The 22,861-nt window shown below is 74.9% G+C and carries 21 protein-coding genes; 15 read left to right on the forward strand and 6 right to left on the reverse strand.

Annotated features, from left to right (window positions below):
* Positions 1–132: 132 nt before the first annotated feature.
* The 5 genes from ACFQ8E_RS13565 (at position 133) to ACFQ8E_RS13585 (ending at position 6,277) form a co-directional block, all read left to right on the forward strand.
* Entirely contained in the window at positions 133–2,946 is a 2,814-nt protein-coding gene (locus ACFQ8E_RS13565) for a GNAT family N-acetyltransferase (RefSeq protein WP_430551088.1), read from the forward strand.
* Positions 2,947–3,022: 76 nt separating this feature from the next.
* The gene (locus tag ACFQ8E_RS13570) at positions 3,023–3,622 is read left to right on the forward strand and encodes a DUF5998 family protein (protein WP_430551089.1); all 600 of its coding nucleotides are present in this window, start codon (positions 3,023–3,025) and stop codon (positions 3,620–3,622) included.
* A complete protein-coding gene (locus ACFQ8E_RS13575) occupies positions 3,619–4,836 on the forward strand; it encodes an alkaline phosphatase family protein (protein WP_430551090.1) in 1,218 nt (405 codons plus the stop codon). The genes ACFQ8E_RS13570 and ACFQ8E_RS13575 overlap by 4 nt, the downstream gene beginning before the upstream one ends.
* Positions 4,837–4,959: 123 nt before the next feature.
* The gene (locus tag ACFQ8E_RS13580) at positions 4,960–5,568 is read left to right on the forward strand and encodes a DinB family protein (protein ID WP_430551091.1); all 609 of its coding nucleotides are present in this window, start codon (positions 4,960–4,962) and stop codon (positions 5,566–5,568) included.
* Positions 5,569–5,617: 49 nt separating this feature from the next.
* Positions 5,618–6,277, forward strand: coding sequence for a thymidine kinase (locus ACFQ8E_RS13585; RefSeq protein ID WP_430551092.1), 660 nt, complete (start codon positions 5,618–5,620; stop codon positions 6,275–6,277).
* A 35-nt stretch (positions 6,278–6,312) separates the two neighbouring features.
* On the opposite strand, the gene sepH is transcribed toward ACFQ8E_RS13585, so the two are convergent.
* A complete protein-coding gene (gene sepH / locus ACFQ8E_RS13590) occupies positions 6,313–7,533 on the reverse strand; it encodes a septation protein SepH (protein ID WP_430551093.1) in 1,221 nt (406 codons plus the stop codon).
* A 152-nt stretch (positions 7,534–7,685) separates the two neighbouring features.
* Between sepH and ACFQ8E_RS13595 the strand changes: the two genes are divergently transcribed.
* From ACFQ8E_RS13595 to ACFQ8E_RS13605, 3 genes are all read left to right on the forward strand, one after another.
* Positions 7,686–8,348 carry a trimeric intracellular cation channel family protein gene (locus ACFQ8E_RS13595; protein WP_430551094.1) on the forward strand — a complete coding sequence of 221 codons (663 nt, stop codon included), beginning with the start codon at positions 7,686–7,688 and terminating at the stop codon, positions 8,346–8,348.
* 54 nt (positions 8,349–8,402) lie between these two features.
* On the forward strand, positions 8,403–9,242 hold the full coding sequence (locus ACFQ8E_RS13600) for an inositol monophosphatase family protein (RefSeq protein WP_430551266.1): 840 nt from the start codon (positions 8,403–8,405) through the stop codon (positions 9,240–9,242).
* A gap of 271 nt (positions 9,243–9,513) precedes the next feature.
* Positions 9,514–9,813 (forward strand): DUF4193 domain-containing protein, encoded by a 300-nt coding sequence (locus ACFQ8E_RS13605; protein ID WP_429729811.1) that lies wholly within the window; start codon positions 9,514–9,516, stop codon positions 9,811–9,813.
* Between the two features lie 97 nt (positions 9,814–9,910).
* Here the strand turns inward: ACFQ8E_RS13605 and ACFQ8E_RS13610 are convergent, their stop codons facing one another.
* Positions 9,911–10,381 carry a DUF3093 domain-containing protein gene (locus tag ACFQ8E_RS13610; RefSeq protein WP_430551095.1) on the reverse strand — a complete coding sequence of 157 codons (471 nt, stop codon included), beginning with the start codon at positions 10,379–10,381 and terminating at the stop codon, positions 9,911–9,913.
* 117 nt (positions 10,382–10,498) lie between these two features.
* Here ACFQ8E_RS13610 and dut point away from each other — a divergent pair, with 117 nt between their 5' ends.
* From dut to ACFQ8E_RS13630, 4 genes are all read left to right on the forward strand, one after another.
* Positions 10,499–10,984, forward strand: coding sequence for a dUTP diphosphatase (gene dut, locus ACFQ8E_RS13615; protein ID WP_430551267.1), 486 nt, complete (start codon positions 10,499–10,501; stop codon positions 10,982–10,984).
* A 106-nt stretch (positions 10,985–11,090) separates the two neighbouring features.
* Complete coding sequence (locus ACFQ8E_RS13620) at positions 11,091–11,861, forward strand: DUF3710 domain-containing protein (protein ID WP_430551096.1); 771 nt, start codon at positions 11,091–11,093, stop codon at positions 11,859–11,861.
* Positions 11,862–11,907: 46 nt separating this feature from the next.
* Entirely contained in the window at positions 11,908–12,276 is a 369-nt protein-coding gene (locus ACFQ8E_RS13625; protein ID WP_429729800.1) for an OB-fold nucleic acid binding domain-containing protein, read from the forward strand.
* An 83-nt stretch (positions 12,277–12,359) separates the two neighbouring features.
* Positions 12,360–13,130: a DUF3159 domain-containing protein gene (locus ACFQ8E_RS13630; protein ID WP_430551097.1), complete on the forward strand. Its 771-nt coding sequence runs from the start codon at positions 12,360–12,362 to the stop codon at positions 13,128–13,130.
* On the opposite strand, the gene ACFQ8E_RS13635 is transcribed toward ACFQ8E_RS13630, so the two are convergent.
* Together ACFQ8E_RS13635 and ACFQ8E_RS13640 are read right to left on the reverse strand one after the other, a co-directional pair.
* Positions 13,127–13,894 carry a potassium channel family protein gene (locus ACFQ8E_RS13635; protein WP_430551098.1) on the reverse strand — a complete coding sequence of 256 codons (768 nt, stop codon included), beginning with the start codon at positions 13,892–13,894 and terminating at the stop codon, positions 13,127–13,129. The two genes, ACFQ8E_RS13630 and ACFQ8E_RS13635, sit on opposite strands and share 4 nt — an antisense overlap.
* On the reverse strand, positions 13,894–14,544 hold the full coding sequence (locus tag ACFQ8E_RS13640) for a potassium channel family protein (RefSeq protein WP_430551268.1): 651 nt from the start codon (positions 14,542–14,544) through the stop codon (positions 13,894–13,896). The genes ACFQ8E_RS13635 and ACFQ8E_RS13640 overlap by 1 nt, the downstream gene beginning before the upstream one ends.
* A gap of 115 nt (positions 14,545–14,659) precedes the next feature.
* Between ACFQ8E_RS13640 and ACFQ8E_RS13645 the strand changes: the two genes are divergently transcribed.
* On the forward strand, positions 14,660–16,654 hold the full coding sequence (locus tag ACFQ8E_RS13645; protein WP_430551099.1) for an APC family permease: 1,995 nt from the start codon (positions 14,660–14,662) through the stop codon (positions 16,652–16,654).
* 64 nt (positions 16,655–16,718) lie between these two features.
* Positions 16,719–18,017, forward strand: a complete 1,299-nt coding sequence (locus tag ACFQ8E_RS13650; RefSeq protein WP_430551100.1) for a class I SAM-dependent RNA methyltransferase — start codon at positions 16,719–16,721, stop codon at positions 18,015–18,017.
* Positions 18,018–18,045: 28 nt separating this feature from the next.
* Here the strand turns inward: ACFQ8E_RS13650 and ACFQ8E_RS13655 are convergent, their stop codons facing one another.
* Positions 18,046–18,783: a DUF5701 family protein gene (locus ACFQ8E_RS13655; RefSeq protein WP_430551101.1), complete on the reverse strand. Its 738-nt coding sequence runs from the start codon at positions 18,781–18,783 to the stop codon at positions 18,046–18,048.
* Between the two features lie 254 nt (positions 18,784–19,037).
* Between ACFQ8E_RS13655 and acnA the strand changes: the two genes are divergently transcribed.
* Positions 19,038–21,803, forward strand: a complete 2,766-nt coding sequence (acnA, locus tag ACFQ8E_RS13660) for an aconitate hydratase AcnA (protein WP_430551102.1) — start codon at positions 19,038–19,040, stop codon at positions 21,801–21,803.
* Between the two features lie 165 nt (positions 21,804–21,968).
* Here the strand turns inward: acnA and ACFQ8E_RS13665 are convergent, their stop codons facing one another.
* The gene (locus tag ACFQ8E_RS13665; RefSeq protein WP_430551103.1) at positions 21,969–22,727 is read right to left on the reverse strand and encodes an SDR family NAD(P)-dependent oxidoreductase; all 759 of its coding nucleotides are present in this window, start codon (positions 22,725–22,727) and stop codon (positions 21,969–21,971) included.
* Positions 22,728–22,861 lie beyond the last annotated feature (134 nt).

The raw sequence follows: 22,861 nt of genomic DNA on the forward strand, positions 1-22,861 counted from the left end.
CGGCGGGACGGCCGGCGGGGTTCGCGGTCGGGCGTCCCTCGCGGACGGCACCAGACTCTAGTCGCCGGCGCCCACAGGGCCGCGCAGGCGCGGCGACGCGCCCGCGTCACAGGGCCCGGATAGCCTGCACGGGTGGACGCACCCGACACTCCGGACGCCCGGCCGGCGGCTGGGCAGGACGCTCGGCCGGACCCTGGGTACCCGGTCGCGTGGGAGGCCGACGTCGTGCTGCGCGACGGCACGACCATGCACGTGCGCCCCCTGCGGCCCGACGACGCCGACGCGATCCAGCGCTTCCAGGAGGCGCAGTCCGAGCGGTCCGCGTACTTCCGCTTCTTCGCGCCGGTGCGCCGGCTGACGGACCGCGAGCTGAACCGCCTCACCCACCTCGACCAGCGCGACCGGGTGGCCCTGGTCGCGGTGCGGCCCGGCGCCGACGACGCGGGCCGCCCGCGCGAGGACGTGCTCGGCGTCGCCCGGTACGACAAGGTCACGCCCACGGAGGCGGAGGTGGCCTTCAACATCGCCGACGCGATGCAGGGCAAGGGCCTCGGCTCGGTGCTCCTCGAGCACGTCGCCGCGGCGGCGCGCGAGCGCGGGGTGCGGCGCTTCACCGCGGACGTGCTGCCGCAGAACTCGTCGATGCTCGCCGTCTTCCGCGACGCCGGGTACGCGGTGAGCCAGCACCTCGACGACGGCGTGGTCACGGTGGCCTTCGACCTCGACCCCACGGAGCGCTCCCGCGAGGTGATGGCGGACCGCGAGCACCGCGCGGAGGCGCGCTCGATGCAGGCGCTGCTGTCCGCCCGCCGGGTCCTGCTCGTCGGGCCCGGCCCTGCGGGGCCCGGCGGAGCGACGCCGGAGCACCACCTCGCGCAGCGCGTCGTCGACGCCGCGGCGACCGACCCGGGGGACACCCGGCTCACGGTGCTCGGCGCCCCCGGTCCGGTCCCGGACGCCCCGGGGCTCGCGGTCGCCGGGTCGTGGGACGACGCGCTCAAGGCCGGCGACGAGGCGAGCGACGGGGACGCGCGCGACGACGGCGTCGACCTCGCGCTCCTGGCGGTGCCGCCGGACGCCGCCGTCGACGCGGTGCGGCGCCTGGCCGGTCGCGGCGCGCGCGGCGTCGTCGTGCTGGCCGCCGGGTACGCGGAGACCGGGCCGGACGGCCTGGCCCGGCAGCGCGAGCTGGTGCGCGCCGCGCACGCGGGCGGGATGCGGGTGATCGGCCCCGCGTCGTTCGGCCTGCTCACCACGACGCCGGGCGCGCGGCTGCACGCGAGCCTCGCGGAACGGACGCCCCGGGCCGGCGTGGTCGGCATGTTCTGCCAGTCGGCGCCCGCCGCCGTCACGCTCACGCGGACGCTCGAGCGGCGCGGCCTGGGCGTCTCGGCGCTGCTGTCCGCGGGGCATCGCGCCGACGTGTCGGGCAACGACCTCATGCAGTACTGGCAGGACGACGCGCGCACCGCCGTCGTCTGCCTCTACCTCGAGTCCATCGGCAACCCCCGCAAGTTCTCCCGGATCGCGCGCCGGCTGGCCGGGGTCAAGCCCGTCGTCGTGGTCGTGGCGGGCCGGTCGGGCCAGGTCGTGCCCCCGGGGCACGCCGTGCGCGCCACGCGGGCGCCGCGTCGCCTGCTCGACGAGATGCTGCGGCAGTCCGGCGTGATCCGGGCCGAGAACACCCACCAGCTCATGGACGTCGCGCAGGTGCTCGCGCACCAGCCGCTGCCGACCGGCGGCCGGGTGGGCATCCTCGCGTCGTCCGCCGCGCTCGCGGCCCTCGTGGCCGAGGCCGCGGCCGCCGCGGGCCTCGTCGTCGCGGCGTCCTCCGACTTCCTGCCGCCGGACGCCACCGACGAGCAGATCGCGCAGGTGACCGGTGCGCTCTACGCGCCCGGGGCGTGCGACGTCGTCGTCGCCGTCGACGTGCCCGTCGTCGTGCCGCGCACCGGGGCCGTGGCGCGCGCCGTCGCCGAGGCCGCCGCGCGGACCGGGCGCACCACCGTCGCGTCGATGCTCGGCCTCAGCGGCCTGCCCGACGAGCTCGCGGCCACGGGCCCAGACGGCACGCCCGTGCGGATCCCCGCGTTCTCCACGCCGGAGGACGCGGTGACGGCGCTCGGCAAGGTCGTGACGTACGCGCGCTGGCGCACGGAGGACCGCGGCACCCACGTGCGGCCCGAGGGCATGGACGCGCGGCGGGCGCGCAAGCTCGTCGAGCGCTGGCTCGCCGACGCCGAGGGCGGCGAGGGGCGGGCGCTCACGCAGGACGAGACGGCGGAGCTGCTCGACTGCTACGGCGTGCGGCTCTGGCGCTCGCGGACCGTGCGCACGGCGGACGAGGCCGTCGCGGCGGCCGACGAGCTCGGCTGGCCGGTCGCCCTCAAGACCGCCTCGACGGCGCTACGCCACCGCACCGACCTGGGCGGGGTGCGCCTGGACATCGCCGACGCGGCCGAGCTGCGTGCCGACGTCGAGCGCATGCGGCAGGTCGCGCTGGACGTCCTGGGGGAGGACGAGCCCGCCATGGAGGTGCAGCCGATGGCACCCGTCGGGGTGCCGTGCGTCATCCGCTCGGGCGAGGACCCGCTGTTCGGCCCGAAGGTGTCGTTCGGCCTCGCGGGCGACGCGACGGACCTCCTCGACGACGTGGCCTACGGCATCCCGCCGCTGACGGACGTCGACGTGGCCGCCATGGTGCGCACGGTGCGCGCGGCGCCGCGGCTGTTCGGGTACGGCGGCGCCCCTGAGGCGGACATCGACGCGCTCGAGGACGTGCTCGCGCGCGTGTCCGTGCTGGCGGACGACCTGCCCGAGCTCGCGTCGCTGGAGCTGTACCCCGTCGTCGTCGGCTCGGTCGGGGTGAGCGTGCTGCACGCCGTCGTCCGGCTGCGGTCGGCGGCGCAGCGCGCGGACGCGCCGCGCCGCGCCCTGCCCGGCTGACGTGCCGGAACGCGGGGACGGCACCGGCTGGGGACGGCGGTGGCCACGGCCGCCGGGGCGGTGGGAGAATGCGCGGGTGCCGCATGCCACCGCCCGCGAGAACCTCCGTACCGAACTGTCCGCCCACGTGCGCCGGGCCGGGTACTACCCGGACCTCGTGGAGGACGTCCTCGACGTCGCGCTCGCCGACGAGGACGTGCTCGCCCACCTCGTCCAGGCCGAGACCACCTTCGACGACGCCGTGCGCCGGCACCTCACCGTGCTGGCCCTCACGCCCACCCGCCTCGTCACCGCGCACGTCGACGACCACGAGGGCGACGCCGCCCACCCGTCGTCAGCCGCCGCGACCACGGAGGCCGTGCCGCTGAGCGAGATCCGGTCGGTCGCCCTCACGCACATCGTCGCCGAGCCGGCGGAGCACCGCCCCGGGGACAGCGCGTCCGAGCTCACGCTCGCCATCGGCTGGGGCGCCGTCTCCCGCGTCGACCTCGAGCCCGTGCAGTGCCCGGACCCGAACTGCGAGGCCGACCACGGGCTCACCGGCCAGCTCACGCCCGACGACGTCGTCGTGCGCGTCAGCGGTGCCGCGGAGGGTCGGGACGCCCTGCGCCGCGCGATCGCGTTCTCGCGCTCCCTGTCGGCGGCGACCGGGACGGGCGGGCGCGCCGCCCGATGACGGCGACCCTCGCGCTGCCGGACGGCCTCCTCGCCCCCTCCTACGGGACGGGCTCCCTCGCCGCCGTGCTGCCCGCTGTCGCGGGCGCCCTCGGGGCGGATCTCACGACCGCGACCGGGCTGCGGTCGGCGGACTGCCGCGACGCGCTCGGGCTGCCTTCCGGCGTCCGCCGGGTGGTCGTCGTCCTCGTCGACGGCCTGGGCCTGGCCAACCTCGCCGAGCGTGGCGGGCACGCCCCGTTCCTGCGCTCGCTGGCCGCGGACGGCCGGTCGGTGCTGTCGAGCTTCCCCTCGACGACGGCGGCGGCGCTCGCGACGTTCGGCACGGGCACGGCCCCGGGCCGCACCGGGCTCCTGGGCTACACGCAGCGCAACCCCGCCACGGGCGGCCTCGCCACCACCGTGTCCTGGACCGAGCAGTCGGACCCGTACCGGCGTACCAAGCTCTCCGGGCCCATGCGTGCCGAGCCCGAGGACGTGCAGCGCGAGCCCACGGTGCTCGAGACGCTCGTGCGGCACGGGGTGCGCGTCACCTCGCCCGGGCCCGCGCGGTTCGCGGGCTCCGGGATGACGCGCGCGGCGCTGCGCGGCCCGCGCTACGCGGCCGCCGAGGGGCTCGACGCCCAGGTGGGCACCACGGTGCGCGAGCTGCGCGAGCCCGGCCTCGTGTACCTCTACCACGGTGCCGTCGACAAGGCGGGCCACCAGCACGGTCCGCAGTCGTGGCAGTGGGGCGACGCCCTCGAGGAGACGGACTCCGAGCTGCGCCGCCTGGTGCGCTCCGTCCCGAAGGGCACGCTCGTCGTCGTCACGGCCGACCACGGTCAGGTGACGGCGGACCTGTCCCACCAGCACGACGTCGCCGCCCGGCCGGAGCTCGCGCGCGACGTCGCCCTCCTCGGCGGGGAGCCGCGCGCCGGCCACGTGTACGTCGCTCCCGGTGCCGACCCGCGGGACGTCGCGGACCGCTGGGCCGCGGTGCTCGGGGACGACGCCCTCGTCGTGCTGCGCGACGACGCGGTCGCGGCCGGATGGCTGGGTCCCGTGGCCGACCACGTGCTGCCCGCGGTGGGCGACGTCCTGGTCGCGGCGCGCGGGGCGGCGACGGTCGTCGACTCGCGCCTGCACCCGTCCGGCGCCCGCGAGATGCCGGGCGTGCACGGGTCGCTCACGCCCGCGGAGATGGTCGTGCCGCTGCTGGTCGCGCAGGCGTAGCCCCGGCGGTCGTCGCCCTCGCACGCGGCACGAGCACGGCACGAGCACGGCACGAGCACGGCGCGGAAAGCCGTGGCGCGGAAAGCCGTGGCGCGCCCGCGTCGCGGGTGTCACGATGCCGAGATGGAGCCCCGCGAGCAGGACCCTGCGCCCGAGTCCCGTTGGACCCGCGCCACCGTCTACCCCGACATGTGGGTGGACCCGGACGACGACCCGCGCGAGAGCGACGTCGAGCTGGTCGACGAACGGGCGATCCTGCTCGACTCGCTCCGCTCGTACCGGCTCACCGTCGAGATGAAGTGCGCCGACCTGGACGCCGAGCAGCTCGCCCGCCGCTCGGTGCCGCCGTCGACGATGTCGCTGCTCGGACTGGTGCGCCACCTCACGGAGGACGAGCGGCACGTGCGCCGCATCATGACCGGCGAGGACGCGCCGTGGCTGTACCGCAGCGAGACGCACCGCGACGGCGACTGGGACGGCGCGGTGGCCGACCCCGCCGTCGTCGCGGAGGCGTTCCGGAGCTGGCACGAGGAGATGGCCGCCACCGACCGCATGGTCGACGGCTTCGACGACCTCGGCAGCACGAACGCCGGCTTCTCCGACCTGGGCGCGGAGCCGGGCGGCGAGATCTCGCTGCGCGAGCTGCTGCTCGGCCACGTCGAGGAGTACGCGCGGCACTGCGGGCACGCGGACCTGCTGCGGGAGTGCGTGGACGGGCGCGTCGGGCAGTAGGCCGCGGGCGCCGGCCCGGCACGGGGCACGGGTCTGACAGGATCTGCCCATGGCCGAGCTCGTCTTCTTCTCCGGGACCATGGACAGCGGCAAGTCGACGCTGGCGCTGCAGACCGACCACAACCACGCGGCGCGCGGGCGGACCGGTCTGATCTTCACGCGCGACGACCGCGCCGGCACGTCCCGGCTGTCGTCGCGGCTCGGCCTCGAGGTCGACGCCCGCGAGGTCACCGACGACACCGACTTCTGGGACGTCGTGGCCGCCGAGCGGCAGGCCGGTCGGGTCGTGGACTACCTCGTGTGCGACGAGGCGCAGTTCTACTCCCCGGCCCAGGTGGAGCAGCTGGCCCGCCTCGTCGACGAGGTGGAGCTGGACGTCTTCGCGTTCGGCATCACCACCGACTTCCGCACGCGGCTGTTCCCCGGCGCCGCCCGTCTCATCGAGCTCGCCGATCGCGTCGAGGAGCTCCAGGTGCGGTCCCTGTGCTGGTGCGGCGCGCGGGCCACCCACAACGCCCGCACCGTGGGCGGCGTCATGGTCGTCGAGGGCGACCAGGTGGTGGTCGGCGACGTCGCGGGCGCGCCCGACGGCGGCCCGGTGTCCTACGAGGTGCTGTGCCGGCGCCACCACATGCGGCGCATGACGCAGGCCGACGCCCGCCGGCGCGCGTCGGTCACCGACCAGCTCGACCTGGGCGACGGCGCGTAGCGGGACAGGACGGGACAGGACGGGGCCGGGCGAGGTCAGGACGACGGGCGGCCGCCGCCGAAGACGATCTCGTCCCAGCTCGGCACCTGGGCGCGGCCCTTGCGACCGGGCCGTCGCCCCCCGGCGGGCTTGTCGCTCCGCGGTGCCGGCGCGGCCGGCTGCGGCCCGGCGGGCCCCTGCGCGGGCGGCCCGCTCGGTGCGGGCGCGTCGTCGACCACGTCGGACCGTGCGTCCTGCCTGGCGTCCGGGCGGGTGTCCGCAGCCCCGGCCCGGTCGGCCCCGTCGTCGGCCCCGTCGTCGTCGTGGTCGAGCGGCAGCACTCCGGGCATCGGCCGACGCGCCGACGACGGGTGGGTGGAGCGGTCGGGCGTCGTCGGGCGCAGGCCCGCGCGGCGCGACCCGAGGTCGACCACGCTCGCGCCGGCCGGGTCGGCGTGCTCCGGCTCCGGCGCCACGGGGGGCGCGTCGACCGGGGGAGCGCTGACGTGGCCGACGGGGATCGGCTCCGGCGCGGGTGGCACGTCGTCCGCCGCCGTGCGGGCGGGCGTCCTGCGGCGGTCGCCGGGCCGCTGCCCGCGGCGTCCGGCGAGGTCGTCCAGGAGCAGCGCCGTGGTGTCGTCGTCCACGTGCCGGCGGGACGTGACCGCACGCCCGCCCGTCGACGGCACGCCCAGCACGTCGGGGGAGACCGGGTCGTCCGGCTGGCCGAGCCAGCGCGCCTCGTCGTCGAGCGCCGTCACGACGCGGCCCTTGGGGTCGAAGGTCCAGCGCGCCGACCGGTCGCGGTCGCCGGCGGAGAACCGCACCTCGACCACCCAGGGCGCGGTGCCGTCGCGACGGGCCGACCAGAGAGCCTCGTCGGTCGTGACGCCGCGGGCGGCCAGCCGGGTGTCGGCGACCTCCCCGAGGGTCGTCGTCTCGTCGTCGCCCGGCAGCCGGTGGGCGCGCACCTGCCCGATGACGTGGTCGCGCTCCGCGGCCACGGGCCACTCGTAGCGCTGCACGTGGTCGACGGGGAGCCCGGACTCCTCGGCCAGCTCCTCGACCGTCGCCCCGGCGCGCAGGCGGGCCTGCAGGTCCCGGGGGCGCAGGGTGGTGGCCGCCTGGGCGCGCAGCGCCTCCGTGCGCGGTCGGTCGCGTCGCACCGCGGCGCGCAGCGCCTCCGTGATGGGCAGCGTGCTCTCGGTGCCGCCGGGGCCGCGCAGGACCAGGCGCTCACCGTCCTCGTGCAGCCTCACGAGCTCGAGCTCGGCCATGCTTCCTCCCTCACAGGTCGCCCTCGGGAACTCCGTCGGGGCGGGTCCGCCTGTTCGAGGGTGCCACCGGCGCGGGGCGGTGCCGCGCAGGCGCGTCGGTGTGCCGTCGATTGGCGCGCCCCGGGCGGGAGGGCCTGGGAGGATGACGTCCCGTGGACGCGTTCACCTCCGGCCCGGTCTCCTACCTGGAGCTCGTCGCCGTCTTCGTCGCGGCGGTCTCGGGAGGGCTCGCCGCCGTGCGCAAACGGTTCGACGCGTTCGGCGTCCTCGTGCTCGCGTGGGTGACCGGGCTCGGGGGCGGGATCCTGCGCGACGTCCTGATCGGCGACACGCCGCCGGTCGGCATCTCGAGCTGGCGGCTCGTGCTGGCCGCGCTCGCCGCGGGCGTCATCATCTTCTTCTTCCACCCGGGGCTGGAGCGGATGCGGCGCTCCATCCTGGTGCTCGACGCCGCCGCGCTGTCGCTGTTCGTGCTCCAGGGCACGACGAAGTCGCTCGACCTCGGTGCGGGCGTGCTCGCCTCCGTGGTGGTCGGGGTCCTCACCGCCGTGGGCGGGGGGATCCTGCGGGACGTCCTCGTGGGCGAGGTGCCGCTCGTCTTCGCCGACCGGCAGCTCTACGCCGTGCCCGCGCTCGTGGGCGCCGGCCTCACCGCGCTGCTCTGGCACGAGGACGTGCTGCAGCTGTGGACCGCGCTCGGGGTGGTGGCCCTCGTCTTCGGGTTCCGCATCGCGTCGCTCGCGCGCGGGTGGACCGTGCCGCACCCGGGCCCCGGCTGGACCGCCCGGTGGGGGCGACGGTCGGGCAAGATGTAGGCCGTGGACGAACGAGCGGCGACCGGGGACCAGACCGACGGACGCGACACCGGCATCGAGATCGGTGTCGACGTCGAGGCGCTGCGGGCGCTGGCCCGCAGCCTCGCGCTCGAGGCCGGAGCCCTGGTGCGCGACGGACGCCCGGAGCGGGTCGAGGTCGCCGCGACCAAGTCCTCCGACGTCGACCCGGTGACGGACATGGACCGGGCGGTCGAGGCGCTGCTGCGGCGCCGGCTGGCCGAGGAGCGGCCGGACGACGCGATCCTCGGCGAGGAGGGCGACGACGTCCCCGGCACCTCCGGGCTCACGTGGGTGCTCGACCCGATCGACGGCACGGTCAACTACCTGTACGGCGTCGCGTCCTACGCGGTCTCGGTGGCGGTCGTGGCCGGGCCCGCCGACCCGGAGCGGTGGACGGCGCTCGCGGGCTGCGTGCACTCGGTGGTCGACGGGCGCACCTGGACGGCGGCGCGCGGCGGTGGGGCCGAGCGCGACGGGCGCGCCCTGCGCGTGAGCCGGCCGGACGCCCTCTCCCGGTCGCTGGTGGGCACGGGCTTCGGCTATGCGCCCGAGCGGCGGGCGCGCCAGGCCGAGGTCCTCGTCGACGTCCTGCCCCGGGTGCGCGACATCCGGCGGATCGGCTCCGCGGCGATCGACCTGTGCCTGCTCGCGGAGGGCGCGCTCGACCTCTACTACGAGCGCGGGCTCAACCCGTGGGACCTGGCGGCCGGCGCTCTCGTGGCCGCGGAGGCCGGGGCCTGGGTCGGCGGGCTGCGCGGGCGGGGCCCGGGCAGCGCCATGACGGTCGCGGGAGCGACCCCGGTCGTGACGGAGCTCGTCCGGTGGCTCGAGCACGCCGACGCCGACCGTCCGGAGGACGTCGCGCGCGGCTGAGGGGCTGACCGGGTTCGGTCGTTCCACGCCCGCGCGCCGGGGTGAAAAACTGCGTCAGCCCGCCGGTCTCGCCGAGGGCGAACACCGCGCCGTGCGGGTGCGTCGCTGCAGGTCAGCGGCCGATCGTCGCGCTGTGACACGAGGAACAGCTCGTGGTGTCGCGCGGCCGCCCGAAATGGTGCACAATCCGTGGGCCGACCGGGAACAAAACCCGGTCACCGAGCATTATCAGCGCGTACCGATCCCGACATCACGGAGCGTGACCACACAGATGGCAACCGACTACGACGCCCCCCGCAAGAACGACGAGGACGTGGAGCAGGACTCGATCCAGGAGCTCCAGGCGCGTCGTTCCGACAAGTCGTCGGGTGTCGTCGACGAGGACGAGACGGAGGCCGCGGAAGGCTTCGAGCTTCCTGGCGCCGACCTGTCCGGCGAGGAGCTCGCGGTCCGCGTCCTGCCCCGCCAGGCCGACGAGTTCACCTGCACGAGCTGCTTCCTCGTCCACCACCGCAGCCAGCTGGCCTACGAGAAGAACGGTCAGATGATCTGCACGGAGTGCGCCGCCTGACCGAAGGTCGGGGCGCCAGCACCACGGACGACACGGGCCGTCACGTCGAGGACGTGACGGCCTTCGTCGTTCCCGGCGCGACGGCGTGCGTCGGGGCTCAGCGTGCCAGCGCGGCGGCCAGCTCCTGCGGCCGCCGGGTCGACAGCAGCCAGTACGGCGTGGGGTCGAGCGGGTCCTCGAGGTCCACGCGCAGGCCGGTGCGTGCCCACGCGCGCAGGCAGACGAACGCGCGGGCGTCGAGCGCCGGTCCGAGGGCGGTGCGCATCGCCTCGGCGTCGTCCATCGTGGTCACCTCGCCGAGGAGGTCGAGGGCGATCTGGGCCTTGCCGGCGCGCAGCCGCCCGTCCGCGACCTCGATGACGGGCGCGGTCGCGACGAGGGCCGCGAGGGTCGCGGCCGCAGCGAGCACCCCGACGACCGCCGCGACCGCGTGCGCCAGCGGCCAGAGGGTCACCCCGACGATCACGCCCAGCCCGACGGCGCCGCACCAGGCCGCCGGTCCGGGGGTCAGCCGCTCCCGGAAGGCCGGGCCGGTGACGGTGGGCGGGTGGGCTGCGTGCTCGCTCATGGGCCCATCATCCCAGCACCGCGCCGCGGTTCCGTCCCGGTCCGGACGGCGCGGAGGACGCCGGTGCGCCGCCCGCCGGTCGGCTACGCTTCCCGGGTGCCTGACACCGCCAGCCATGTGAGCACCGAGCCGAGCACCGAGCCGGGCCCAGACCCGAGCACCGTCGACGTCCTCGTCACGCTGCTCGACGACGTGCCCACCCCCGCGTACGCGCACCCGGGCGACGCGGGCGCGGACCTCGTGACCACGGTCGACGTCGAGATCCCTCCGCAGGGCCGGGTCGTCGTGCCCACCGGGGTGGCGATCGCGCTGCCCGAGGGGTACGCGGCGTTCGTGCACCCGCGCTCCGGCCTCGCCGCGAAGCACGGGGTGACCGTGGTGAACGCGCCCGGCACCATCGACGCGGGGTACCGCGGGGAGATCAAGGTGGTGCTCCTCAACACCGACGTCGCCGAGCCGGTGCGGCTGCGCCGCGGCGACCGGGTGGCGCAGCTCGTGGTGCAGCGGGTGGAGCACGCCCGCTTCCTCGTGGCGACGACGCTGCCGGGTTCGCACCGGGGCGAGGGCGGGTTCGGTTCGAGCGGCGGTTTCGCCGGCGGCTGACGACCCCGGGCACGGACCGGAGGCGCGCGCGAACCGGTCTACTGTGGGAGTTGGGTAGGGCTCGTCCGGCCGCCGGGCGAGCAGGACGACGAGAAGGAGATCCTCCGTGGGGCTGTTCCGGCGCAACGCGTCGAAGAAGGGGACCGACGAGGCCCGCGAGCCCGCGACCGCGGAGGCCGCGGCGCCCGCCACCGGCGACGGCCCCGGCACCGACGAGGGCGCGGCGGAGCGTCCCGAGCGCGGCCCGTTCGACTCGACCCAGGTGACGGGCATGGGGCCCCGCGTGGACCTCGGCGCCGTCTGGCTGCCCGTCCTGCCCGGCCTGGAGCTGCGCATGGAGGTCGACAAGAAGACCCAGAAGGTCACCGGGGTGTCCGCGACCCTCAACGGCTCCGGCCTGCAGGTCCAGGCGTTCGCGGCCCCCCGCACGGCGGGCATCTGGGACGAGGTGCGCGCCGAGATCGGGTCGTCCATCACGCGCCAGGGCGGCACGGTCGACGACGTGCCCGGCACGTTCGGGCGCGAGCTCATCGCGCGCATCCCGGCCACCGGACCCGACGGCAAGCCTGCCGTGCGTCCCGCCCGCTTCGTGGGCGTGGACGGGCCGCGCTGGTTCCTACGCGGCGTGCTGTCGGGGCGTGCCGCGGTGGACCCCGAGGCCGCGAAGCAGCTCGAGTCCGTGTTCGCGAACGTCGTCGTGGTGCGGGACGGCAACCCCCGCCCGCCGCGCGACCTGCTCACGCTGACCCTGCCCAAGAGTGCGCGCCAGGGCGACGCGCCGGGCGAGGACACCACCGCGGGGCCCGAGGGCGCCGCGCCGCAGACACCGTCGTTCGACCCGCTGACCCGCGGGCCGGAGATCACCGAGATCCGGTGAGCGACCCGGCCGCGAGGCCGGCCCGTCCACCAGCCTGGAGCTGTTGATGTCCCTGCGAACCGCCGTCCGGCACGCGCTGGCCTCGGCCGACGAGGTTGCCGCCGACGAGGAACGCCACGAGGCCGCGGCCCACCGCGGCTGCACGCCGGTCGCCGACCTGGGTGACCGCCGTCGGGCGAGCGCGGCCGGCGTGCTCCGCTCGGTCGTGCTGCGCCCCCGCGAGGGGGTGCCGACCGTGGAGGCGGAGCTGTACGACGGCTCCGGCTCCCTCGACCTCGTGTGGCTCGGGCGCCGGGCCATCGCGGGCATCGACCCGGGCCGCCGCATCCGCGTCGAGGGACTGGTGTGCGACATCGACGGGCGGCGCACGATGTTCAACCCCCGGTACGAGCTGCGCGCGCGGGCCGGCGAGTGAGCGACGGGTATCCCGCGGCGGGGAAGCCGACCGGTCCCACCGACCCGGGTCGCCCCACGGCCCCCACCGCCGACGGACGCGGGGTGCGGGCGGTCACGGGCGAGGAGTTCTCGTTCGGGCAGGCCGTCGGTGGCGTGCGCGGCGTGGTCGAGGCCGTGCTGCCCGGGCTGCTCTTCGTGGTCATCTACGTCGTCGCGTCGATGGGCGGCGACGAGCGCGCCGCCCTGACGTGGGCGCTGGTGGCCTCCGTCGGCGCGGCGCTCGTCGCCGTCGTGGCCCGCCTCGCGCAGCGCACGCCGATCACGCAGGCGCTCGGCGGCCTGCTCGGCATCGGCGTGGGCGTGTTCTGGGCCTGGAGGTCCGGCGAGGCCCAGAACTTCTACGTGTGGGGTCTGTGGACCAACGCCGCGTACCTCGCGGCCATCCTCGTGTCGCTGGCGGTGCGCTGGCCCGTGGTCGGCCTCGTGGTCGAGGCGGTGCGTGGCGGGTTCGCCGACGCCGCCGGCGAGCGCGCCCGTCACGACGACGAGCGGGCCCGGGCCGGGGCCACCACGCCCGGCGCCGACACCGCGAACCCTCTCGCTGCGCTGGTCGCCTGGCGCAGGGACCCGGAGCTCGTCCGGCGCTACACCCTCGCCACCTGGTTCTGGGCGGGGCTGTTCGCGGTGCGCCTGGCGGTCAAGGTGCCGCTGTACTTCGCCGACAGCGTCGGCTGGCTGGGCACGGCCCACCTGGTGCTGGGCGTCCCGCTGTGGGGCCTGGTCCTCTGGCTCACCTGGGTCGTCGTGCGCGGCGCGCACGCCGGGCGCCCCGCGGCGCAGCCGGCCGGGCCGGCCGCCACGCGGGAGGGCTAGCGGCCGTCCTCGGACCCGTCGAGCTCGTCGTCGGCGCCGTCCGGCACGGCGAGCTCGGGCGCCACGAGCGGGTCGCCCGCCGCGACGGCGGGGACGGCCGGACCGCCGTGGGCGAGCAGGTGCTGGAGGGACTCCTCGTCGGCCTGGCTGCCCATCACGAGGACCAGCTCGTCGCCGGTCTCGAGCGTGTCGTCCACGGTCGGCGCCAGCGGCTGCGCGCCGCGCACGATGCACGCCAGCACGGTGTCCGTCGGCCAGACGACGGAGCCGACGCGGGCCCCCACGAGCGGCGAGTCGTCCGGCAGGGTCACCTCGACGATGTCCGCGCCGGACTGGTGGAAGGTGAAGATCCGCACCAGGTCCCCGACGGCCACGGCCTCCTCGACCATCGCGGTCATGATCCGCGGGGTCGACACGGCGACGTCGACGCCCCAGGAGCCGTCGAACATCCACTCGTTCTTCGGGTTGTTGACCCGCGCCACGGTGCGGGGCACCCCGAACTCGGTCTTGCACAGCAGCGAGAAGACGAGGTTGGCCTTGTCGTCGCCGGTGGCGCCGACGACGACGTCCGCGCTCGTGACGTCGGCGGCCTCCAGCGAGGACAGCTCGCAGGCGTCGGCGAGGAGCCAGTCGGCCTCGGGCACCTGCGCCACCCGCATCGCGGCGGGGTTCTTGTCGATGAGCACGACGTCGTGGTCGTGCGAGAGGAGCTCCCGGGCGATGGACCGGCCGACCGACCCGGCCCCGGCGACGACGACGCGCATCAGCTCTCCCGCCGCGGCTCGTGGGTGAGGACCCGCTCGACGGCGGCCGCGTCGTCGGCGCGCATGAGGACGTGCAGCACGTCGTTCTCCTGCAGCACGGAGCCGGGCGTCGGCAGGATGCCGTCGGTGTAGCGCGACAGGAAGGCGACGCGCGCGCCGGTGGCCTCCTCGATGCGGTGCACCGTCAGGCCGGCCCAGCCGGGGTGGTAGTCGATCTGTGCGAGGCGCACCTGCCCGGACGGGTCGCGGTACTCGTCGGTGGCGCCGAGCGGGAGCATGCGGCGCAGCACCTGGTCGGCCGTCCAGCGCACGGTCGCGACCGTCGGGATCCCGAGGCGCTGGTAGATCTCCGCGCGCTGGGGGTCGTAGATGCGGGCCACGACGTTCTCGACGCCGTACGTCTCGCGCGCGACCCGCGCGGCGAGCACGTTGGAGTTGTCGCCGTCGGACACGGCGGCGAAGGCGTACGTGTCCTCGATACCGGCCTGGACGAGCGTGTCCCGGTCGAAGCCGACGCCCGTCACCTTCTGCCCGGAGAATCCGGCCGGGAGACGGCGGAACGCGTCGGGGTTCTGGTCGACGACGGCCACGGAGTGGCCGCGGGACTCGATCGTCTGCGCGAGCGTCGAACCGACGCGGCCGCAGCCCATGATCACGAAGTGCACGGGCGAAACGCTATACCTCGCGGGGCCCCTCGACATCGCCACGGACGCCGCGACGGGACGCGCGCGCCCGCGGGGCGTGCCGGGCATAGCATTGCTCGACGTGTCGGACATCGCGGACGCTGCCAAACGGCTCCTCATCGGGCGCCCCGTGCGCAGCGAGAACCTGGGGCACACCCTGCTGCCCAAGCGCATCGCGCTGCCGGTCTTCGCGTCGGACGCGCTGTCGTCGGTCGCGTACGCGCCGGACGAGATCCTCCTGACCCTGGCCGTCGCCGGCATCGCCGCGACGACGATCTCCCCGTGGGTGGGTCTCGGCGTCGTCGTCGTGCTGCTCGTGGTGGTGTCGTCGTACCGCCAGAACGTGCGCGCCTACCCCTCGGGCGGCGGCGACTACGAGGTCGCGACGACGAACCTCGGGCCGTCGGCCGGCATCGGCGTCGCCTCCGCCCTGCTCGTCGACTACGTCCTCACGGTGGCGGTGTCGATCTCGTCGGGGGCGCAGTACGCGGCGTCGGCCCTGCCGTTCCTGCGGGGGCACGAGGCGCTGTTCGCCGTGGTGGTCGTCGTGATCCTCACGGTGATGAACCTGCGGGGCGTGCGCGAGTCGGGCACGGTGTTCGCGATCCCGACCTACTGCTTCATGGCCCTCGTGGGCCTCCTCGCCGTGGTGGGGGCGATCCGGTTCTTCGCGGGCGACCTGCCGCTGGCGGAGAGCGCCGGGTTCGAGATGACGCCCGAGGCGGGCTTCGACCAGGGGCTCACCGGCCTGGCGGGGGCGTTCCTCCTGGCCCGGGCCTTCGCCTCGGGCTGTGCCGCCCTCACCGGTGTGGAGGCGATCAGCAACGGCGTCCCGGCGTTCCGCAAGCCCAAGTCGCGCAACGCGGCCACCACCCTGGCCCTGCTGGGCGGCATCTCGGCCACGATGATGATCTCCATCCTCTTGCTCGCGCAGGCCACCGGTGTGAAGTACGTCGAGGACGCGCACGACCAGCTCACCGTGGGCGGGCAGCCGCTGCCGGAGGACTACAACCAGCACCCCGTGCTCAGCCAGCTCGCGGAGGCCGTGTTCCAGGGGTTCACGCCCGCGTTCGTGGCGATCTCGATCGTCACCGGGCTGATCCTCGTGCTCGCGGCGAACACCGCCTTCAACGGCTTCCCGGTGCTCGGCTCGATCCTCGCCAAGGACGGCTTCCTGCCGCGCCAGCTGCACACGCGCGGCGACCGGCTCGCGTTCTCCAACGGGATCATCACGCTCGCCGTGGCCGCGATCGTGCTCATCGTCGCGTTCGACGCGCAGGTCACCCGCCTCATCCAGCTGTACATCGTGGGCGTGTTCGTGTCGTTCACGCTCTCGCAGCTCGGCATGCTCCGGCACTGGACCCGCGCGCTGCGCAAGGAGCCCGACCCCGCCGAGCGCGCCCGCATGCAGCGCTCCCGGGTCGTCAACGGCGTCGGCTTCGTCATGACGGCCACGGTGCTCGTCATCGTGCTGGCGACGAAGTTCACGCACGGCGCATGGATCACCCTGCTGGCGATGGGCGTGCTCTTTGCGCTCATGAAGGCGATCCGCGCCCACTACGCCAGGGTGCGCACCGAGCTCGAGCTCGACGACGTCGCGGGCGCCCGCGCCCTGCCCAGCCGCGTGCACGCCATCGTGCTGGTCTCGAAGATCCACAAGCCGACCATGCGCGCCGTGGCGTACGCGCGGGCGTCGCGGCCGTCGGTGCTCGAGGCCGTGACCGTCGGCGTCGACGCGGAGGAGATCGCTGACCTGCGCGCGCGGTGGGAGGCGCTGGACCTGCCGGTGCCGCTGCGCGTCCTCGACTCGCCCTTCCGCGAGATCACGCGGCCCGTGCTGAAGTACGTGCGCTCCGTGCGCCGCGACTCGCCCCGCGACCTCGTCGTCGTGTACATCCCCGAGTACGTCGTCGGGCACTGGTGGGAGCAGCTGCTGCACAACCAGTCGGCCCTGCGCCTCAAGGGGCGGCTGCTGTTCACGCCCGGTGTCGTGGTGGCGTCCGTGCCGTGGCAGCTCTCGTCGTCGGCCGGCCAGACCGGCCTCGAGGGCACCTCGCCGCGCGGCCCCCGGTTCTGACGCGGTCAGGACGCGGTTCTCGCCGCGTTCCGACCCGCACCGGGCGCGGGGGAGAATGGTGCCCATGCCCCGACCTCGCCGTTCCGCGCCGCGCCCTCGACCCACCACCCCGGACCCGGAGGTCGGGCGGGAGGTCGAGCTCGAGATCGGCCCCGTCGCGCACGGCGGGCACTGCGTCGCACGGCTCGACGGCCGCGTCGTCTTCGTGCGCCACACCCTGCCCGGGGAGCGGGTCCGGGCGCGGGTGACCGAGACCGGCAGCCGCTTCTGGCGCGCCGACGCGGTCGAGGTCCTCGAGGCGTCGGCCGACCGGGTCCCGTCCGCCTGGCCCGAGGCCGGCCCGGGCGGGGTGGGCGGCGGCGAGCTCGCCCACGTGGCGCTGCCCGCGCAGCGCCGCTGGAAGGCCGCCGTCCTCGCCGAGCAGCTGCAGCGGCTCGCGAAGCTCGAGCGCGAGGTCGAGGTGGAGGCGGCGCCCGGCGACGACGAGCGCGGCGGGCTCGGCTACCGCACCCGCGTCGACCTCGTGGCCGACGCCGACGGGCGGGCCGGGATGCGGCGCTTCCGTTCGCACGACGTGGTGCCCCTCGACGGGATGCCGCTGGCCACGGACGCGGTCGCGGCGCTCGCGGACGCCGAGGAGGTGTGGACCCGTCGCTGGCGTCCTGGCGCCCGCCTCGAGCTCGTGGCACCGGCGGACGGCGCGGACGCCCTCCTCCTGGTCGACGAGGTGCCGTGGCGTCGGGGCCGCGGGGACACCCGCCCCAACGCCCGTCGGTCGGTCACCGAGACCGTGCGTGCGGGCGGCGCGGAGCACCGCTACCGCGTGGCCGCCGACGGCTTCTGGCAGGTGCACCGCTCGGCACCGGACCTGCTCACCGGCGCCGTGCTCGACGCGGTGGGCGACGCGGACGGGGCGACGGTGCTCGACCTGTACTCCGGCGCCGGCCTGTTCACGGTGCCGCTCGCCGCGGCCGTCGGGGGCTCCGGCCGCGTCGTCGCGGTCGAGGGCGACGCCCGCGCCGTGAAGGACGCACGCCGCAACGCCCACGACCTGCCGCAGGTCGAGCTGCACCTCGGCGCGGTGGACAGGGTGCTCGCCGACGGCGACGCGACCGGGGCGGACGTGGGCGCCGCCGACATCGTCGTGCTGGACCCGCCGCGCGCCGGCGCCGGCCGGTCCGTCGTCGACGCGATCGCCGGCCGCGGCGCGCGCCGCGTCGTCTACGTCGCGTGCGACCCGGCCGCCCTCGCGCGCGACATCGCGTACCTCGCCGGGCACGGGTACGGGCTCACCGGGCTGCGGGCCTTCGACCTGTTCCCGATGACCCACCACGTGGAGGCGGTCGCCGTCCTCGACCGCTGACGGCCCGACAGCGCCGCGGCCGGGGGAGTCAGGCCTGGCGGCCCACGGCGGAGGCGAAGCCGAGCCACGTGTGCCGGTTGCGCCACCAGCACCAGCCCACCTTGGGGGCGCCGCGCCGCTCGGCCCCGTCGCGGCCGGTCCCGTTCGAGATCCAGACGGCGGGCGTGCGCGCGTCGTAGGTGCCGTCCGGTCGCCGCAGCCGGGAACCGATCGTCATGAAGCACAGGTTCCGCGCGAGCACGTCGGGGGACTGGAGCACCCAGTGGACGCCCTCCGCGAGGGTGAGGGGGCTGCGGCCGCGAGCGGCGATCGCCGGCTCCGCCTCCTCGGGCGACCAGTTCGCCATCTCGTCGCCCCGGTCGGGAGCGGTGACGGCGTAGACGTCGGCGTCCGGCACGTCGACGCCGGGCACGGGGGCGAAGTCGTCGACGTCGGTCATGTCCACGACGACGAAGCCCGCGCGCTCCACGGCGCCGCCGCGGACGGTCGTCGTGCGCCGCAGGTGACCGGCGAGCGCGGACGGCGGCAGCACCCGCGGGTGGACCACCAGGAGCGACCCGGCCGGTGCCGTGCGTTCCAGCGCCGCGGCGGCGTCGCGCAGCACGGTGGGGGAGAGCGTCTCCGGCGGCACGACCTCGCGCGCCAGGAGCAGCTCGGCCTGGGCCGTGAGCGGCGGCAGGGCGGGCGGTGCGTCCGCGCGGGCGGTGCCGTCGTCGGACGTGGGGTCGGCGGCTGCGGCTGAGGTCGTGGGGGTGCGCGACGGCATGGGCGTCCTTCCGGTCGAGGCAGCTGCACAACGCGCTGGCCACGACCGTTGTTCCCGTGCGGCGTACGGAAAATCTCTGCCCGCTCGGGACGGGGGACCTGACGCCGAGATATCTTGACGTCAAGATATATGGGCTATGCTGACCAGGTGCCCGGCGTACGCTGGGCGGAGCCCCCAGAACCACGGCGTCGGAACCGTCGCGCCGCAGCGCGCGCACGGTGCCCTCGCCGGCCAGCCCCGCAGAAGGAGCCGCAGTGAGCAGCGTGGACACGTTCGGATCGAAGGGAACGCTGGAGGTCGGCGGGAAGGCCTACGAGATCTTCCGCCTCTCCGCCGTCGAGGGCGCCGAGCGCCTCCCGTACTCCCTGAAGATCCTCGCCGAGAACCTCCTGCGCACCGAGGACGGCGCCAACATCACCGCCGACCACGTGCGCGCCGTCGCCGCCTGGGACCCGGACGCCCAGCCCGACACGGAGATCCAGTTCACGCCCGCCCGCGTGATCATGCAGGACTTCACCGGCGTGCCCTGCGTCGTCGACCTCGCCACGATGCGCGAGGCCGTCGCGGAGCTCGGCGGCGACCCGAAGCGGATCAACCCGCTCGCGCCCGCCGAGATGGTCATCGACCACTCCGTGCAGATCGACGTCGCCGGCCGCGCGGACGCCTTCGCCCGCAACGTCGAGTTCGAGTACGAGCGCAACCACGAGCGCTACCAGTTCCTGCGCTGGGGCCAGACGGCGTTCGACGACTTCAAGGTCGTCCCCCCGGGCACCGGCATCGTGCACCAGGTCAACATCGAGTACCTGGCGCGCACGATCATGACGCGCGAGGTGGAGGTCGACGGGCAGAGCGTGCTCCGCGCCTACCCCGACACCTGCGTCGGCACCGACTCGCACACCACGATGGTCAACGGCCTCGGCGTGCTGGGCTGGGGCGTCGGCGGCATCGAGGCCGAGGCGGCCATGCTCGGCCAGCCTGTGTCGATGCTCATCCCGCGCGTCGTCGGCTTCAAGCTGTCGGGCTCCATCCCCGCCGGCGTGACCGCGACCGACGTCGTGCTCACGATCACCCAGATGCTGCGCCAGCACGGCGTCGTCGGGAAGTTCGTCGAGTTCTACGGCGCGGGCGTCGCCCAGGTGCCGCTGGCCAACCGCGCCACCATCGGCAACATGAGCCCCGAGTTCGGCTCGACCGCCGCGATCTTCCCGATCGACGACGTCACCCTGGACTACCTGCGCCTCACCGGCCGCAGCGACGAGCAGCTCGCGCTCGTCGAGGCGTACGCCAAGGAGCAGGGCCTGTGGCTCGACCCGAGCTCGGACTCCTACGTGGAGCCGAAGTTCTCCGAGTACCTCGAGCTGGACCTCGGCACCGTCGTGCCGTCGATCGCCGGCCCGAAGCGCCCGCAGGACCGCATCGAGCTCTCGCACGCGAAGGCCGCCTTCGGCCGCGACCTGCCGGTCTACGCGCCCGAGGTCACCGACGTCGTCGACGAGGCCGAGAAGGAGTCGTTCCCGGCCTCCGACTCGCCCGCGATCCACGCGAACGGCCGCCGCACCGTGCCCGTCACGGACAGCGAGGGCAAGGAGTTCGACCTCTTCCATGGCGCCGTCGCGATCGCGTCCATCACGTCGTGCACCAACACGTCGAACCCGTCGGTCATGCTCGCCGCGGCGCTCCTGGCCAAGAAGGCCGTCGAGAAGGGCCTCGTGTCCAAGCCGTGGGTCAAGACCTCGATGGCTCCGGGCTCGCAGGTCGTGACGAACTACTACGAGAAGGCCGGCCTCTGGCCGTACCTCGAGAAGCTCGGCTTCCACCTGGTCGGCTACGGCTGCGCCACCTGCATCGGCAACTCCGGCCCGCTGGACGAGAAGATCTCCGAGGCCGTCAACGAGCACGACCTCGCCGTCGTCTCGGTGCTGTCCGGCAACCGCAACTTCGAGGGCCGCATCAACCCCGACGTGAAGATGAACTACCTGGCGTCCCCGCCGCTGGTCATCGCCTACGCGCTCGCGGGCACGATGGAGTTCGACTTCGAGTCCGACCCGCTGGGCCGTGACGAGGCCGGCGACCCCGTGTTCCTGCGCGACATCTGGCCCTCCCCCGAGGAGGTCCAGGCCACGATCGACGCCTCGATCGACCGCGACATGTTCACCAAGGACTACGCGGACGTGTTCACCGGCGACGACCGGTGGCGCGCGCTGGAGACCCCGGAGGGCGACACGTTCTCCTGGGACGGCGAGTCCACCTACGTGCGCAAGCCCCCGTACTTCGAGGGCATGGGCGCCGAGCCGTCGCCGGTCGCCGACATCTCGGGCGCCCGCGTGCTGGCGAAGCTGGGCGACTCGGTCACGACCGACCACATCTCGCCCGCCGGCTCCATCAAGGCGGACAGCCCGGCCGGCAAGTACCTGGCCGAGCACGGCGTGGGCCGCCGGGACTTCAACAGCTACGGCTCGCGCCGCGGCAACCACGAGGTCATGATCCGCGGCACGTTCGCGAACATCCGCCTCAAGAACCAGCTGCTGGACGGCGTCGAGGGCGGCTTCACGTTCAACTTCGTGAAGAACGCCCAGGACACCATCTACGACGCGGCGCAGGACTACGCGGCGCAGGGCACCCCGCTGGTCGTGCTCGGCGGCAAGGAGTACGGCTCCGGCTCGTCGCGCGACTGGGCCGCCAAGGGCACCGCGCTGCTGGGCGTCAAGGCCGTCATCACCGAGTCGTTCGAGCGGATCCACCGCTCCAACCTCATCGGCATGGGCGTGCTGCCGCTGCAGTTCCCGGCCGGCGAGAACGCCGAGTCCCTCGGCCTGGACGGCACCGAGACGTTCGACATCGCGGGCATCACCGCGCTGAACGACGGCGCCACCCCGGAGACGGTCAAGGTCACCGCTGCGAAGGCGGACGGCTCGACGGTCGAGTTCGACGCCGTGGTGCGCATCGACACCCCCGGTGAGGCGGACTACTACCGCAACGGCGGCATCCTGCAGTACGTGCTGCGCTCGCTCGTCGCCTGAGGCGGAACCGCAGACTCGGGCGGCCATGAGAGTCGCCTGACGAGCGGCGCCGCACCACGACAGCGCCCCGTCCCTCCTGCGCGGAGGGGCGGGGCGCCGTCGTGCTCAGAGGGCGGCGGGCAGGCGCGTCGCCAGGACGCCGATCGCGACGCTCCGCCGCGCTGGTCAGGGGTAGACCTGGACCTCACCGCCGTCCACGAACAGCTCGCTGCCCGTGATGAAGCTGGACTGATCCGAGGCCAGGAAGAGGACGGCGTTGGCGATCTCGGCCGGGTCGGCGGCGCGTCCCAGGGGTGTGCTGCTCGCCAGCTCGTCGAGGAACGCACCCGCCTGCTCCGGGTTCTCGGCGAGGCCGCGCAGCCCCGGCGTGTCGGTGGGGCCGGGCACCATCGTGTTGACGCGCAGGCCGCGGTGCGCGAGCTCGGCGGCCCAGACCCGGCCGAGCTGCCTGATGGCCGCCTTGGTGGCGGAGTAGACCCCGAAGCCGGCGGTGCCGCGGTGCGCCGAGCTGGACCCGGTGAGCACGATGCTCCCGCCGTCGTTCAGCAGCGGGAGCGCCTTCTGGACCGTGAAGACGGTGCCACGCAGGTTGATGCCGAAAGTGTGGTCGAAGGCCTCGGGCGTGAGCGAGGCGAGGGGCTGTCCCGCTTCGCCGCCGCCGGCGTTCGCGAAGAGGATGTCGAGGCGATCCCCGTCCGCGGCGATCCGTTCGAACAGCCTGTCGAGGTCGTCCAGGTCGGAGACGTCGCTCTGGATCGCGATCGCCTTGTCGCCCAGCGCGTGCGCCGCGGCGTCGAGCACCTGCTTTCGGCGTCCGGTGAGGTAGACGCGCGCGCCCTCGGCGACGAAGCGTTCCGCCGTGGCGAACCCGATGCCTGTGCTCGCGCCGGTGACCAGGGCTGTCCTGTCGGTGAGCTGACCCATGAGAAGTCGTCCTCTGCGATGTGGTGTGTGGACCGCCGGAGGGGGCGGGCGGTCGGCGGTGGCATGGCGTGCGAACCAGTTATGGACCGCACGGTCCACGATATCCATGGTGGACCGAGCGGTCAAGAATTGAT

This window comes from Isoptericola sp. NPDC056573 (assembly GCF_042793335.1).
Classification (GTDB): domain Bacteria; phylum Actinomycetota; class Actinomycetes; order Actinomycetales; family Cellulomonadaceae; genus Isoptericola.